Raw genomic sequence first — 14,830 nt, forward strand, 5'->3', positions numbered from 1 at the left:
CTCAGCGCCCGGTGACGACCGGGTGCACGCCGCCGGCGGCGCTGAGCGCGCGGTGCAGCGCGAGTTCGGCCGTCGCCGCCTCGGCCAGCACGATTCCGGTGCAGGCGCGCTGGTCGCCGAGGCTCTCGATGCGGTTCCCGATCGTCATCGTCGGATACCACTCCGGGCTGCCGGGGAACCCTGTCAGCCGCTCGATCCCGGCCATGCCGGTGAACGTGCCGGTCCGGTCGGGGTAGACCAGCACGAACGCCACCGCAGGGCCGGATCCCGTGGTGGCGTCGAGGAGTTCCGGTTCCTTGCCGAGCGCCATGTCGACCATCGCTTCGTAGACGTTGGTGCCCAGCGACCGGCACAACGCCTCCCCCACCATCGCGCCGCCGATCCGGCCGTTGATCTCGACGAGTTCCGGCCCGTCGGCGGTGAGCACGAACTCGACGTGCGCGAACCCGCCGCGGTGACCGGCGACCGCGAGCACCCGCGACACCCACTGCTCCAGTTCGGCGCGGTCCGCGTCCGGGAACGCGACGGGGAACGCGGCCGCTTCCTCCCGCACGTGCTGCTGCCGCGACAGCTGCCTGCTGTGGACTCCCAGCAGCCGGGTCCGGCCCGCCCAGGTGAGCGTTTCCGCGCTGTACAACGGCCCGGCGAACAACGGCTCGGCGAGCAGCCGACCGAACAGCTTCTGGTCGGCTGCTTCCTCGACCGCGCTGCGCAACTGGTCCTCGTCGTGCGCCAGCCACACGTTGCGCGAGGAGGTGCCCGCCGAGTCCTTCAGGACCGCGGGCAGGCCGACCTCCCGCCGGACGAGTTCGGCCGCCGACGAGCCGCCGGGCACCGCGATGGCCGTGCCGCGGCTGAGGCCGTGCCGGTGCATCAGCACCCGGACGGCGCGCTTGTCGCGAATGGTGCGCGCCGCCTCGGGATCCGGGCCCGCCAGGCCGAACCGGGCCGCGAGCTCGGCGCCCGGCAGCAGCCAGGTGTCCGTGGAGTTGATCAGGCCGTCGAGCGCGGGAAGCCGTTCGAGCTCGGCGGCGCAGGCTGCCATGTCGCGGGTGTCGACGTCGACGACGTCCAGCGCGCCCGGGTCGAGCCGCGACAGCTCGTGCCGGTAGATGTCGCGGTTGCCGGTGAGCAGGCACAGCCGCTGCCCGGCGCGGTCGGCGGCGTCCACCAGGCGCCCCAGGCCGAAGGTCAGGGCTTCCAGCGCTGCGATCGTCATTCCACCGGCTCCTGTCCGCTCCACCGCCGGCGCGCCCACTCCATCGCCGACCAGGGCGGCGCGAGGTCGTCCAGCGAGTTGATCTCCTTCGGCCGCAACCCGGCGGGGTCCAGCGCCTCGCGGTGCCGGGCGAAAACCCGCTCCACGTAGCGGTGCCCGGTGTCCGCGCCGATGACCAGGTGCGTGCCCTCCGGATGCCGCGCCGACTCCCAGCCGGCGACCAGGTGCGCCGCGCCGGTCGACAGACCCGCGAACACGGCGTGCTCGCGCAGCAGGCCGACGGCGCCGGCCATCGCGTGCCGGAAGTCGACCCAGTGCACCGAGTCGTAGAGGTGGTGGCGCACGTTGTCGAACCAGATCGAGCTGCCGATCCCGGCGATGATCGCATCGGGATCGCTGTGGCCGTCGCTGCCGAACGTGACGCTGCCGAAGGGCTGCACGCCCAGCAGCCGCACCTCCCGGCCCCGCCCGCGCAGCGACTCGACGAGCCCGCCGGACGAGGCGCCGGTGCCGACCGCGGCGACCACCGTCAGCGGCCCGTCCGGCAGCCCATCGGTGACGAGGTCGGCGAACTCCCGGTAGCCCAGGTAGTGCACGCCGTCGTGGTACTGGCGCATCCAGTGCATCCCGGGGCGCTCCGCGAGGAGTTGCCGCACGCGCTCCACGCGCCGCCGCTGGTCGAGCCGGAGATCCTGCGAGGGCGGCATCTGGTCCACGGTCGCGCCGAGGACCTCCAGCTGCGCGCGCATCGAGGAGTCCACTGTGGTCGATGCGACGATGTGGCAGCGCAGGCCGTAGCGGTGGCAGGCCATCGCCAGCGCCAGCGCGTAGATGCCGCTCGAACTGTCCACAAGGGTCTGATCAGGCCGGATCGTGCCGCGCTCCAGGAGGGTTCGCACCGCGCCGAGCGCGGCGTAGACCTTCATGGTCTCGAACCGCGCGAGGACGACGTTGCCGCCCAACCGGATCAAGGAGGGCGTCTTGAGCGCGTCGGTGATGTGCTCGTGCACCGTCGCCGCGGCGGCGGGGGCTGTCGCGGTCACGGCCTCACCGCCCGATCGAACGCAGGTAGGCGGCGAGGTCTTCGGCTCCCTTGACGTTGCGCGGCCCGCTGACGGCGTCCCCGTAGGACAGCACGAAGTAGCGCTTCTGCTGCACTGCGGGCACCGACCGCATCGCGGGCAGCGATTCGAGGAACGCCTGCTTCTCCGCCGCGGACTGCCCCGCGTAGTCGATGATGACGATCACCTCGGGTTTCGCGGCGACGACGGACTCCCAACCGACCGTCGTCCAGCCCTTCCCCACGTCGGCGAGCACGTTCCGCCCGCCCGCCGCGGCGATGATGTCGGTCGGCGCCGCGTACCGGCCCGCGGTGTAGGGCTGGTCCGCACCCGAGTCGTAGACGAAGACCGGGACGGGTTCGCCGACGACCGGGCCGCTCCCCTTCACCTTCGAGATGCGTCCCCGCAGCTCGGAGACGAGTTCGGCGGCCCGCTGCTCGACGCCGAAGATCCGGCCCAGGTTGTGCAGGTCCGCGTAGAGCGCCTCCAGCGGCGGCACCGGCTGCTTGTCGCCGTAGTCCCAGCACGTTTCGGTGTGCACATAGCTGCGGATGCCCAGTTGGCCGAGCAGTTGCGGGGTGATGCCGCGTTCCTCGCTGAACCCCGAACCCCAGCCGGCCAGCACCCAGTCGGCCTGGGCGTCCACCACGATCTCCCGGGTGATCCGCGAGGTCCCGAGCCTGGGCACGCGAGCGTAGTCGTCCCGCCACGGCGAACCGGCGATCGAGGGCTCGGCCTGCGCGTTCATCACGTACCCGCGCATCCGGTCCGCCAGCCCCAGGGCGAACATCTTCTCCGTGCCGCTGACGTCGTAGGACACCGGCCGCTGCGGGCGCGGATAGGGCACCGGCACGCCGCAGTTGGTGACCGTGACCGGCGCCGGGCCGTTCTGGGCCGCCGGTTCCACCGACGCGCCGCAACCGGTGGCCAGCAGCGCCGCGACCAGCGGCACTGCCAGCGACCGCCGCTTCGCGGATCGGATCATGATCGGGTCCCTTCGTAGTCGGCGCTGAGGTCGTAGAGCAGCTGCGGCGCGCCGGTGCGCGGATGGGTCACGACAGTGACCTCCACGCCGAACACCCGGCGGATCAGCTCGGCGGTGAGGACGTCGACCGGACTTCCGGTGGCGACCAGCGAGCCGCCGGAGAGCACCGCCAGGCGATCGCAACAGCTCGCGGCGAGGTTGAGGTCGTGCAGCGCGACGAGCACGGTGAGCCCCGAAGAGCGCAGGAACGACAGCAGTTCCACCTGGTGGCGCACGTCCAGGTGGTTGGTCGGCTCGTCGAGCACCAGCACGCGCGGCTCCTGCACCAGCGCCCGCGCGATCAGCACCCGCTGCCGCTCGCCGCCGGAGAGGCCGAGCACGCCGCGGTCGGCGAGGTGCACGATGTCGGCCCGCTCCATCGCCTGCCGGCACAGCTCGTGCTCCCGCTCGCTGAGGGCCTGGTTGCCGCGCAGGTGCGGGGTGCGGCCGAGGGCGACGACTTCCGCCACCGTGAAGTCCAGTTCGCCGCGGCTTTCCTGAGTGAGCGCGGCGATCGACCGGGCGCTCTCGCGCGGCGCCATCCCGGCCACGTCCGCGCCGTCGAGCAGCACCGCCCCGGCGGTGGGGCGCAGCGCCCGGTAGACGCAGCGCAGCGCGGTGGACTTCCCGCTGCCGTTGGGACCGAGCAGCCCGACGATCTCTCCACTGTGGACGTCGAGGTCGAGGCCGCCGACCAGCGTCCGGCCGGCGATCTCCACCGCCACCCCGTCCAAGCGCAACTCCATCTACCGGCCCCCGAACAGGTATCCGCGGCGCCGCAGCAGGGTGATGAACACCGGCACGCCCACCAGCGCGGTGATCACGCCCAGCGGGAGTTCCTCCGGGGCGAACAGGGTGCGCGAGACGAGGTCGGCCCACACCAGGAAGCACGCCCCGGCCAGCGGCGCCACCGCCAGCACCCGGCGATGGCTGGAGCCGACGACGATCCGGACCAGGTGCGGCATCACCAGCCCGACGAACGCCACCGCGCCGCTGACCGCGACGAGCAGGCCCGTGACCGCGGATGTCAGCAGGAACAGCCAGCGTCGCAGCGCCACCGCATCCACCCCGAGGCTCGCCGCCGTCTCGTCGCCCATCGACAGCACGTCCAGCGAGCGGCTGTGGCGGCTCAGCACCACCACGCACACCAGCACCGCGGTCGCCGCCAGCGGCAGCGATCCCCAGTTCGCCGCGCCGAGGCTGCCCAGCAGCCAGAACAGCACCGTCCGCGCGGCGTCGCCGTTGGGCGCGAGGAAGACCAGCACGCTCATCACGGCCTGGAACCCGTACGCCAGCGCGATCCCGATGAGCACCAGCCGCAGCGGGGTCATCCCGCCGCGACTGCTCGCGGCGGCGTAGACCAGCACCGATGCGGCCAACGCACCGAGGAACGCCGCCACCGACAGCGCGTAAACACCGAGGCTCGCGAACACCCCGAACACGACCACCGCCGTCGCACCCACCGACGCCCCCGACGAGATGCCCAGCACGAACGGATCGGCCAGGGCGTTGCGCACCATCGCCTGGATCGCCACCCCGACGACGCTCAGCCCGGCGCCGACCACCACCGCCAGCAGCACCCGCGGCGTGCGGACCTGCCAGACGATGCTGTAGCCGGTCACCTCGTCGGAGCGGATCGTGCCGCCCGTCAGCGCCGCGTGGAGGTAGCGCACGACCTCGTCCGGCGCCACCACCGTCGGCCCCAGCGCGATGCCCGCCAGCACCGACGCGACCAGCACCGCCGACAGCACGAGCACGACCGCGAACAGCCGCGCCCGGCCGCTTCGCGCGGGCGGGCGGGATGCTTCGACCGTCGATACGTCCCGGCCCTGCTGCATTCGGCATCCTCCTGGCGAATCCGTCGTCCCGTTAGTCGGGCGGTCAGCGCTCGAAGTTCCCGGGGAGATCAATCGCGCCGGATCCCGCGGACCACCAACCGCTTCGCGTGGTTGTCGTAGGGTTCCGCGCCGAAGCCGCCGAAGCACTCGACGTCCGCGAAGCCCGCCGCCTCGAACAGCGCGATCAGCTCCGCCGCGCTGTAGACGAAGCAGGTGATCGACGCGTGCTTCGCCGTTTCGCCGCGCACGAGCGTCCAGTCGGTCCGGAACCGGGTCCAGCCGTCGAAGACGGTGTCGCGCATGACGACCATGCCGTCGTCGAGCTCCACCACCTTCGGCGGCCCGACCCAACCGGCGTAGATCTCCTTGCCGAGCACGTCGACCAGCAGCTGCCCGCCCGGCGCCAACGACGCGTGCGCGTTGCGCAGCACCTGCAGGTTCCGCTCCGGGTCGTCGAAGTAGCCGAACGATGTGAACAGGTTCAGCACCACGTCGAACTCGCCCGGCCGCACGTAATCCAGCACGTCCGAACGCTCCAGCCGGGCCCGCACGCCCGCATCCGCGCACGCCTTCTCCGCCTGCGCCAGCAGCAACGGGCTCAGGTCGACGCCCGTCACCGGATATCCGCGGCGTGCGATCGGGACCGTGAACAACCCGATCCCGCAGCACTGGTCGAGAACCCGCGCCCCGGCGGGGAAGTCGAACAGCGGCGAGTCCGCCACCACCTCGGCCGCCAACGCGGCCCGCTCGGGCGAGAACATCACCGGCGAGAACACCGACCACAACTCGTCGTCCGCGTACCAGGCCATCCCGGCGGTCCTCCTCGAATCGATGCGCGCCGTCGACACACCTGTCGGACCGGGGGCGCCCGCGGTTCCCGCCGCCGGACGTGAAATTTCCCGTCGACTGGGAACATCCTGCAAGGGGCCTGTGCTCCTGGGCACACCGCGCAGGCGCCCGTACTCACAGCGTCAGCGGCCTACTAGCCTGCCGGGCTATGAGTCGCTCGGAGGCCGAGGACGCCCGCCTGACCAAACTGGCGCTGGCGGCGCGATCAGGTGATCGCGGCGCGTTGGAGGGATTCATCCGGGGCACCCAGCGCGACGTGTGGCGCTTCATCGCCCACCTCGCCGGCGTTCACCTCGCCGACGACCTCGCGCAGGAGACCTACCTGCGGACGCTCAAGAGCATCCGCCGGTTCTCCGGGCGTTCCTCGGCGCGCACCTGGCTGCTGTCCATCGCGCGGCGCGTGGTCGTCGACCAGGTGCGCTACGAGCGTTCCCGGCCCCGCACCGACGCCGGGGCCGACTGGGCCGCCGCGGCCGACCGGGGCGCGGGCGAGCGAGCGGGTTTCGAGGGCATCGTCGAGCTGAACATGCTGCTGGACGAGCTCGACGGCGAACGCCGCGAGGCACTGCTGCTCACCCAGGTGCTGGGTCTGTCCTACCAGGAAACCGCCGAGGTCTGCGGCTGCCCGATCGGCACCGTGCGGTCCCGGGTCGCTCGCGCGCGGGAGCAGCTGCTCGAGAAGACCGCGCAGCAGTCGGAAGGAACCGGTTGAAGCATCAACCCGCCGGGAACTCCGGCCGCCCTTCGAGCGACAGTATGGACGTGGACTGCTACACGTACCGCGAGGCGCTGTCGGCGAGACTGGACGGCGAGCCGGCGCCAGTGCCCGATGACCGGCTGGAGGGCCACCTCGCGGAATGCGCCGGTTGCCGGTCCTGGCAGCAGCGCGCGGCGGAGTTGAACCGAGCGCTGCGGGTCCGCCCGGTCGAACGGACACCGGACCTCGCGCATTCCGTGCTCGACGCCGCCCGCACGATGCGCGCCCCCGTCGCGCGCCGGTGGCCGCGGGTGCTGCTCGCGGCCGTCGCGCTGTGCCAGGTGGCGCTGGGCATCGCGCAGGTGCTGGGCGTGACGCACTTCGCGGGCCACGGCATGGGCGACGTCATGACCGGGCACCTGCTCAACGAGAGCACGGCGTGGAACCTGGCGCTCGGCCTGGGCATGCTGTGGACGGCCTGGCGGGTCCGCGCGAGCACCGGCCTGCTGCCGGTGATGGCCGCGTTCCTGTTGGTGCTGGGCGGTTTCAGCGTCTTCGACGTCATCAACAACGCGGTCCCCGCCACCCGCCTGCTCTCCCACGGCCTGCTCGTCGTGGGCCTGGTGCTGCTGCTCGTGGTGCGCCGCGACCTGTCGCGCTGGCGCCCGCGCCCAGGAGACGCGCAGAACCCGCGCACGACCACGACCGCGGAGGCACTTGAAGACCACGAGCCCGGCCCGAGAGCGGAGAACCACCGCCACCTGGGCCCGACGGGCTACCGCCGAGCGGGCTGAGCACTACGCATCGTCGGCGAGAATCCGCCGGAGGACTCCGGTTCGCCACCCGGATCCAGGAAACCACCGTGGTCGCCGAGGAATTCGACCAGCGGGACACCCAGCACCTCGGCGAACGCGCAGGCCCCCTGGCCACGGGGCCGTGAGTCTTTTGGGCTGCTATAGCCGCCCAGAAGACTCACGGCCCCGGGCATGCGGAAACGTCGCTCCACGAACGGAGCCGTCAGCCGAAGGTGATGAGCTGGCGGGCGACCTCGCCCCGCTTGAGGTTCTCGTAGGCCTCGTTGATGCCGGCCAGCGTGGTCGTGCCGCTGATCATCGAGTCGAGGTCGAGCTTTCCCAAGAGGTACATGTCGACGTAGCGGGGCATGTCGACGCGGAAGCGGTTCGAGCCCATCGTCGAGCCCTGGATCTTGCGCTCGCGGAGGAACGAGTAGCCGTCCAGCGAGATCTTCTCCCCGAACGGGATCATGCCGATGATCGTCGCCGTGCCGCCGGGCCGGAGCATCTGGAAGCTCTGCTCGGCGGCGCTGGCCAGCCCGACCGCCTCGAAGGAGTGCTCCACGCCGCCGGAGGTCAGCTCCAGCACCGCCTGCACGGCGTCCACATCGGACGCATCGACCACATCGGTGGCGCCGAACTTCGCCGCTAGGCGCAGCTTTCCCGGCAGGCGGTCGACGGCGATCACCCGGCCCGCGCCGGCGATCGCCGCGCCCTGGATCGCGGCGAGCCCGATCCCGCCGCAACCGATCACCGCCACGGTCTCCCCCGGCCGCACCCCGGCGGTGTTGAACACCGCGCCGAGCCCCGTGGTCACCCCGCAGCCGATCAGCGCCGCCTTGTCCAGCGGCATGTCCGGCCGGATCTTCACCGCCGCGTGCTCGTGCACCAGCATGTGCTCGGCGAAGCTCGACGTGTTCAGGAACTGGTGCATCGGCTCGCCGCCGCGGCTGAGCCGCTGCGGGCCGTCGGCCGGGCGCACCACGTCCTCCTTGGTGCACAGGTTCGGCCGGCCGGTGGTGCAGTACTCGCAGTGCCCGCAGAACACCGACAGGCAGGTGATGACGTGGTCGCCGGGCGCCAGGCCGGTGACCGCCGACCCGACCGCCTCGATCACCCCGGCCGACTCGTGGCCGAGCACCACGGGCAGCGGATGCGGGTACTTGGCCTCCATGAAGTGCAGGTCGGAGTGGCACACCCCGGCCGCGGCGGTGCGGATCAGGATCTCGTTCGGGCCGGGCGAATCGAGGTCGACGTCGCTGATCACGAGCGGTCCGGGGGCGGTCTCCAGCACTGCGGCCTTGCACTGCATGGTGTCTCCTGCCGTGAACGCGGAGGGGTTTTCTGGAATCTCCTTCTAACCCGGGATCGACCGGGGTGTCAACGACTGCTCGGGTGCGAGCGGCACGCCGGTGCCGGTTTCCTCGTAGTGCAGGCGGATTCCGTCGTCGGTGGTCGCGAATGGCATCCGTGCCTCCCGGTCGGGTGCCGCATTGTCACCCGTCGAACGCGGCTTCCACAACGCCGCACGCGGGGGTCGTACCCGGCCACTAGGCTTGTGCCAGACCTTGCCGCCGGATGTGGGGAGCGAACCCATGGCGATCGCCCGCGCCGATCGAGTCGACCGCGAAGCGCTGCTGGAGTTCCTGCGGCCCCGGCATCGGGGCGTCCTGGTCACCACCCGCTCCGACGGCCGCCCGCAGATGTCCCCGCTGACCTGCGGGGTGGACACCGAGGGCCGGATCGTGGTGTCGACCTACCCGGAGCGGGCCAAGACCCGCAACGCCCGCCGCGATCAGCAGGTGTCGATCTGCGTGCTATCCGACGAGTGGAACGGCCCGTACGTGCAGGTCGACGGCCGCGCCGAGGTGCTGGACATGCCCGACGCGCTCGACGGGCTCGTCGAGTACTTCCGGTGCATCTCCGGCGAGCACCCGGACTGGGCGGAGTACCGCGAGGCGATGGCCCGGCAGGGCAAGTCGCTGATCCGCATCCACATCGAGCGCTGGGGCCCGATCGCCACCGGCGGCTTCCCGCCCCGCCTCGCCTGACGGCGAACCCAAACCGCTGCGCTGGTTCACTCTCTCGCCGCAGTTTCAATTGAAACCGCGGACCACCGGTGTGTCGCACCACGACACGCCGGTGCCTGTGGACAACTTCCGCAATTTCAATGGAAATCAGAGGTCCGATTTCCATTGAAATTGCGGAAGAACGAGACCCCGGTGCGCATCGGCGTGATTTCCGGCAGGACCGGGAGGCGTGTCACACGGGGGCGGGCGTCCCTCGGAGGTGTGGGAGGGAGATCGCGAGGGCCGCGAGCCAGCCGAAGCCGACGACGAGCGTCAGGCGTTGGAGGAGGCCGCCGACCGGCATGAGCACCGGATTCTGGGCGAACCCGGCGCCGGCCAGCGCGAACCCGATGAGGAACACGACCGCGGTGCCGATCGAGTAGGCGGCCCAAGCCCGATGACCGGTGCGGGCGAGGCGGTAGCCGACCACGCAGCAAGCCGCGGGCAGCGCCGTGAACACCGGTGTCGAGAAAAGGTCGTGCAGCACACCGTGCGTGCTTCGCACGGCGGTCACCGGCGGCGTGCCCGGCGGGTAGCCGCTGATCGGGTCCGTCGCGAAGAATCCGGCGCCGATCAGCCCGACTCCCACCAGCGCGATCAGCACCGGTGCCCAGCGGCCACCGCCCAGCCGCCGCAGCGCGGGCCGCAGTCCGGTGGCGAAGGCGAGGACCAGCAGGCCGGTGACGATGAAGTTCACCGCCTGCATCCAGCCGGACTCCCCGATCGACAGGGAACTCACGGGATGCCGCAGCGGGCTGTAGCCCGCCCGGAACGCGCCCTCCACCAGGAACAGCACGACGAACAGCACCGCGCCGACCGCGCCGCAACCGAGCAACACCCGCTCGAAGCGCCGAATCCCCGCCATGGCGGCACAGCCTACGCCGGTGCTGCAATTTCAATGAACATCCTGGCCAGGCCCACGGCGTCGTGCGCGCTGGAGAGGGCTCGTGAGTGATTCTTCCGGTTCTAACCGGAATCCCCGCTCACGAGCGCCAGTCCACCCCACTCATTCGCCCCGACCAGGAGCGACGGGATCAAACCGCCGCAACGAAACTTCCGGACTCCGATGTGCCGCCTCCCGACACGCCGACGCCTGTGGACAACTCCCGCAATTTCCATTGAGCGTTTTTCATCCTGGTCGGTCCGCGGCTGCGGTCCCGAAGCCGTACGTCGATGAGGTGTCGCATGCGCCGCAGGCGCATAGCCCACCTACGACACCGGCACCGCCGCGGGTTCTCAGCGTTCGCCTGGCGAGGACGGCCCAGCCGCCGTGTATTGGCATACATAAGGCTGGGCACCCACAGTCCAGGCGGGCGCTGTAACTCCCGCAGGGGGGCCGCCACCCGCACCGCCACGCAAAACGAGGCTGGAAAAACCTCATTGAATCGGTTCGGGTGTTACTGGAGGGCTTCGCCCTTGCGGTCCGGTAGCAGGAACATCACCAGCATGTCCGCCGCGTACAGCACCGCCAGGAAGGCGATGGCGACCGCGAAGCTGGACGACTGGGCGATCAGCGCGAACACGATCGGCGCGAACCCGCCGACCGCGCGCCCGAGGTTGAACAGCACGTTCTCGGCGGTCGCACGCGCCGCCGTCGGGTACAGCTCGGCCATCAGCGCCCCGTAGCCGCCGAGCATGCCGTTGACGAACACGCCCATGACCGCACCGCCGACGAGCAGCGCGTACTGATCGGTGAGCTGGCTGTAGCCCAGCACCGACAGGATCGCCCCGGCCTGGAAGATCCAGAACGTGCGGCGGCGGCCGATCCGGTCGGCGAGCTGCCCGAAGATCCACATGCCAGCGGCCATGCCCAGCACCGTCACCGCGGTCCAGGTGCCGGATTTGGTGAGGCTGAAGCCGAACTGCTTGGACAGGTAGGTCGGCAGCCAGGTCATGATGCCGTAGTAGCCGAAGGTCTGCACCGAGCACAGCACCAGCAGCGCGATGCTCGACCGCGTCGTCCGAGCGTCGGCGAACAGCAGCCGCAGCGGGAAGCGCCGCCGTTCGCGCTCGATCTTGGTGAACGCCTCCGGTTCGGCGAGCCGGTTGCGGAGCACGAAAGCGATCAACGCGGGGATCGCGCCGATCACGAACAGCGTCCGCCAGCCCCACGCGGTCACGATCGGCCCGGCCGCCAGCGTGCCGATCAGCACGCCCGCCTGGCCTCCGACGCCGACCAGCGACGTGGCCCGCGCCCGCATCTTCGCCGGCCAGGTCTCGGCGACCAGCGCCATGCCCACGCCGAACTCGCCGCCGAGCCCGACTCCCGCGATGAACCGGTAGATCGCCAGGTCGAGGTGTCCCTGCGCCAGCGCGGTGAGGCCGGTGAACACCGCGAACAGGATCACCGACCAGGTCAGCGTCCGGACCCGGCCGAAGTAGTCGCCCAGGATGCCGAACAGCACGCCGCCGAGCACCGCACCGATGAGCGTCACCGTGGCCAGCGAGCCCGCCTCGGTCTGGGACAGCCCGACGTCGAGGCTGATCGCGGTCAGCGCGACGCCGAGGATGAGGTTGTCCATCCCGTCGATGCCGTAGCCGACCGCGGATGCGACCATCGCCTGCTTCGCGTAGCGGCTCGGTCGCTCATCGGAACTGCCCTGTTCGCGGGCAGGCGTCACCTGTCGGCCCATTCGACGACTCCTGGTCTGCGGAAGGGCACGGCGCGTTGCGGTGCTAGATTTCGCCGTGCGGATGCCGGGCATCAGCATCCACCGGACTTCCCGGCGGGTAAAGGCCGAGGGCTCCCGACGAGGCGCTCATCACTCCGGCTTGGACAGTCCATATTGGACATACGACGCATTTCGGAGGACAGCTCATGGCGCGCCGAACCGCGGACCCCTGGGACGGCGACCGGCCGCCGCACCTCCCGTGCCGCCGCGGGGACCTGCCGGAGATCTGCCTGCTGCCGGGCGATCCGGCGCGGGTGGACCTCGCCGCCGAGGTGCTGAGCTCCTTCCACGTCCTCGGGCAGAACCGGGAATTCCGCGCCGGAACCGGGCTTTTCGACGGCGTCGAGATCGGCGTCTGCTCGGCCGGGATCGGCGGCCCGTCCACCGAGATCGCGCTCGTGGAACTGGCCGGGCTGGGCGTGCGCACGGTGATCCGCATCGGAGGCATGGGCGCGATGCGCCCGGAGATCGAGCCCGGCACGCTCGGCATCGTGCGGCGCGCCCGGCGCGAGAGCGGCGCGGCGCGCCACTACTTACCGGACGGGGACGCGGTGCCCACCCCGGCCGTCGCTGAGGCGCTGGCCACTGCCGCCCGGCACCTCGCCCGGCCGTCGCGGCCGATCACCGTGCTGTCGACCGACTCCTACTACCTCGGCCAGGGCCGGCCGCTGGCGCGCTGGGAGGACCGCGCCGCGGAACGCATCCGCGAGGTCGAGCGGTCCGGCGTCGACGGAATGGACATGGAGGCCGAAACCGTGCTCGCCGTCGGGCGCGCGGTCGGCCTGTCGGTCGGAGCGGTCCTCGCGGTGCACGCCAACCGCGCCACCGACGCGTGGCTGGAGGAGTACCGCGATCCGCAGCTGGACGTCGTGCGGGTCGCGGCGATCGCGGCCACCATCCTCACCGGGCAGGACTCCGGCGAGCAAGACCTGCTTTCGGGCTCCTGAGGAAGCACCTCGGCCCGAAGGCATCCGGTGGCCGGTGGTTGGCGATTTCGCGCGAAATCGCCGCCAGAGCAAGTGCCGAGCCTCCTCGAGGAACCGCCTCGGCTGCGGGTCAGGCGGCGTTTTCGTAGGCGTGGGCGACGCGGTAGAGCGTCGCTTCGTCCCAGTGGCGGCCGATGAGCATCATGCCGATCGGCAGGCCGTCGCCGGTCCCGCAGGGCAGGCTCAGCGCCGGGTGGCCGGTCGCGTCGAACGGCGCGACGTTGCCGATCATCTCGAACGAGCGCCGCACGATCAGCTCGCGCGGGCCGTCCGCGGTCGGCAGCGGCGTCGCCTTCATCGGCAGCGTCGGCATGACCAGCACGTCGAACTCCGCCAGCGCCGCGTCATAGGCGGCGGTCAGGACGCGGGCCAGGTTCTGCGCCTTAGCGTAGGTGGTGCCGCCGTAGCGGCGCCGGAACAGGTTCCCGGCCAGCATCGACGCCTTCAGCGACTCGCTGAACTCGTCGGCCCGGTCCTGCCAGCCGCGCATCGCGGTCATCAGGCTCGTCACGTACTTGCCGCGCCAGTTCATGCCGGACCCGTTGCCCAGCAGCATCTGCCACACGGCCCCTTCGAGGGCGATCGGGCTCCAGATCGCCACTCCCGAGCTGTGCAACGGCACCGATGCCTCCGCGACCTTCGCGCCCAGCCCGGCCAGCACGCCCGCCGCCTCGCGGACCGCCTCGTCCACGTCGGATTCGGCGCCGGCCGTGCCGAATCCCTCGCGCACCAGGCCGATGCGCAGGCCACCGCAATCACCGGTGAGCGCCCGCGTGTAGCTGTCGGTGCGGGTTGCGGTCTGGCGCGGATCGAGCCCGTCCGGGCCCGCGATCGCCTCCAGCACCAGCGCGTTGTCGGCGACGTTGGCGGTGATCGGCCCGGCGTGGTCGATGGTGGCCTCGATCGGCATGATCCCGGTGTAGGGCACCAGGCCGTGCGTCGGCTTCATCCCGACCGCGCCGCACCACGACGACGGGATCCGGATGGAACCGCCCTGGTCGCCGCCGATGGCCACGTCCACCTCGCCCGCGGCGACCAGCGCCGCCGAGCCCGAGGAGGAGCCGCCGGCGGAGTGCGTCGGCTTGTGCGGGTTGCGGACCGGCCCGTCGGCGCCGGTGTGCGAGCCGCCGGAGAAGCAGAGGAACTCGCAGTGCGCCTTCCCGGCGATGGTGGCGCCCGCGTCGAGCAGCCGGGTCACCACCGTCGCGTCGACGTCCGGGACGTAGCCCTTCAGCGTCGACGAACCGTTCATCATCGGCACCCCGGCCAGGCAGATGTTGTCCTTGAGCGCGACGGTGCGGCCCGCCAGCGGCCCGTCGTCGCGGGTGCGCAGCTCGGTGCGCGCGTACCACGCGCCCAACGGATTGTCGCCGGGTTCGCTCCACTGCCGTTGCGGGATTTCGGCGACGGGCTCCTCGAACGCGTCCACCACGCGGTACGCCTCGACGTTCGCCGCGATGAGCGCCAGGTACGAATCCGTTGTCGCGTCGTCCAGTTCCAGCCCCAGTTCGGCTGCCGCGGCTTGCAGTTCGGCCCGATCGGGATCCGGCACGGCCATCGCTACCTCCCACGTCGCGGACCAGGCGAGGCTACGCAGGAGACCGCGGGCGGCGGTAGATCT

14 protein-coding genes are annotated in these 14,830 nt (G+C 71.3%); 4 read left to right on the forward strand and 10 right to left on the reverse strand.

From position 1 onward, the window contains the following. Position 1 precedes the first annotated feature (1 nt). The 6 genes from AC07EQ_RS01720 to AC07EQ_RS01745 all read right to left on the reverse strand — a co-directional run bounded on the left by AC07EQ_RS01720 (position 2) and on the right by AC07EQ_RS01745 (position 5,951). Positions 2-1,219 carry an ATP-grasp domain-containing protein gene (locus AC07EQ_RS01720; protein ID WP_478386019.1) on the reverse strand — a complete coding sequence of 406 codons (1,218 nt, stop codon included), beginning with the start codon at positions 1,217-1,219 and terminating at the stop codon, positions 2-4. Continuing rightward, positions 1,216-2,229: a pyridoxal-phosphate dependent enzyme gene (locus tag AC07EQ_RS01725; RefSeq protein ID WP_478386233.1), complete on the reverse strand. Its 1,014-nt coding sequence runs from the start codon at positions 2,227-2,229 to the stop codon at positions 1,216-1,218. The genes AC07EQ_RS01720 and AC07EQ_RS01725 overlap by 4 nt, the downstream gene beginning before the upstream one ends. 37 nt (positions 2,230-2,266) lie before the next feature. Next, positions 2,267-3,265, reverse strand: a complete 999-nt coding sequence (locus AC07EQ_RS01730; RefSeq protein WP_478386020.1) for an ABC transporter substrate-binding protein — start codon at positions 3,263-3,265, stop codon at positions 2,267-2,269. Then, positions 3,262-4,050, reverse strand: coding sequence for an ABC transporter ATP-binding protein (locus AC07EQ_RS01735; protein WP_478386021.1), 789 nt, complete (start codon positions 4,048-4,050; stop codon positions 3,262-3,264). The genes AC07EQ_RS01730 and AC07EQ_RS01735 overlap by 4 nt, the downstream gene beginning before the upstream one ends. Next, the gene (locus AC07EQ_RS01740) at positions 4,051-5,142 is read right to left on the reverse strand and encodes a FecCD family ABC transporter permease (protein ID WP_397526926.1); all 1,092 of its coding nucleotides are present in this window, start codon (positions 5,140-5,142) and stop codon (positions 4,051-4,053) included. Positions 5,143-5,210: 68 nt separating this feature from the next. Further along, positions 5,211-5,951 carry a class I SAM-dependent methyltransferase gene (locus AC07EQ_RS01745; RefSeq protein ID WP_478386022.1) on the reverse strand — a complete coding sequence of 247 codons (741 nt, stop codon included), beginning with the start codon at positions 5,949-5,951 and terminating at the stop codon, positions 5,211-5,213. A 188-nt stretch (positions 5,952-6,139) separates the two neighbouring features. Between AC07EQ_RS01745 and AC07EQ_RS01750 the strand changes: the two genes are divergently transcribed. Together AC07EQ_RS01750 and AC07EQ_RS01755 are read left to right on the forward strand one after the other, a co-directional pair. Further along, a complete protein-coding gene (locus AC07EQ_RS01750) occupies positions 6,140-6,703 on the forward strand; it encodes a sigma-70 family RNA polymerase sigma factor (RefSeq protein WP_397526928.1) in 564 nt (187 codons plus the stop codon). A gap of 50 nt (positions 6,704-6,753) precedes the next feature. Further along, a complete protein-coding gene (locus tag AC07EQ_RS01755) occupies positions 6,754-7,482 on the forward strand; it encodes a zf-HC2 domain-containing protein (RefSeq protein WP_478386023.1) in 729 nt (242 codons plus the stop codon). Positions 7,483-7,705: 223 nt separating this feature from the next. Here AC07EQ_RS01755 and AC07EQ_RS01760 read toward each other — a convergent pair whose 3' ends face one another. Then, positions 7,706-8,794 carry a Zn-dependent alcohol dehydrogenase gene (locus AC07EQ_RS01760; RefSeq protein ID WP_478386024.1) on the reverse strand — a complete coding sequence of 363 codons (1,089 nt, stop codon included), beginning with the start codon at positions 8,792-8,794 and terminating at the stop codon, positions 7,706-7,708. Positions 8,795-9,077: 283 nt separating this feature from the next. Here AC07EQ_RS01760 and AC07EQ_RS01765 point away from each other — a divergent pair, with 283 nt between their 5' ends. Further along, complete coding sequence (locus tag AC07EQ_RS01765; protein ID WP_478386025.1) at positions 9,078-9,533, forward strand: PPOX class F420-dependent oxidoreductase; 456 nt, start codon at positions 9,078-9,080, stop codon at positions 9,531-9,533. 211 nt (positions 9,534-9,744) lie between these two features. Here AC07EQ_RS01765 and AC07EQ_RS01770 read toward each other — a convergent pair whose 3' ends face one another. Continuing rightward, positions 9,745-10,416, reverse strand: a complete 672-nt coding sequence (locus AC07EQ_RS01770) for a DUF998 domain-containing protein (protein ID WP_478386026.1) — start codon at positions 10,414-10,416, stop codon at positions 9,745-9,747. A gap of 532 nt (positions 10,417-10,948) precedes the next feature. Next, complete coding sequence (locus AC07EQ_RS01775; protein ID WP_478386027.1) at positions 10,949-12,184, reverse strand: MFS transporter; 1,236 nt, start codon at positions 12,182-12,184, stop codon at positions 10,949-10,951. Between the two features lie 185 nt (positions 12,185-12,369). Here AC07EQ_RS01775 and AC07EQ_RS01780 point away from each other — a divergent pair, with 185 nt between their 5' ends. Next, positions 12,370-13,170, forward strand: a complete 801-nt coding sequence (locus AC07EQ_RS01780) for a nucleoside phosphorylase (RefSeq protein ID WP_478386028.1) — start codon at positions 12,370-12,372, stop codon at positions 13,168-13,170. Positions 13,171-13,279: 109 nt separating this feature from the next. On the opposite strand, the gene AC07EQ_RS01785 is transcribed toward AC07EQ_RS01780, so the two are convergent. Beyond that, a complete protein-coding gene (locus AC07EQ_RS01785) occupies positions 13,280-14,767 on the reverse strand; it encodes an amidase (RefSeq protein WP_478386029.1) in 1,488 nt (495 codons plus the stop codon). Between the last annotated feature and the right edge of the window lie 63 nt (positions 14,768-14,830).

The organism is Saccharopolyspora sp. NPDC045839 (assembly GCF_056431645.1).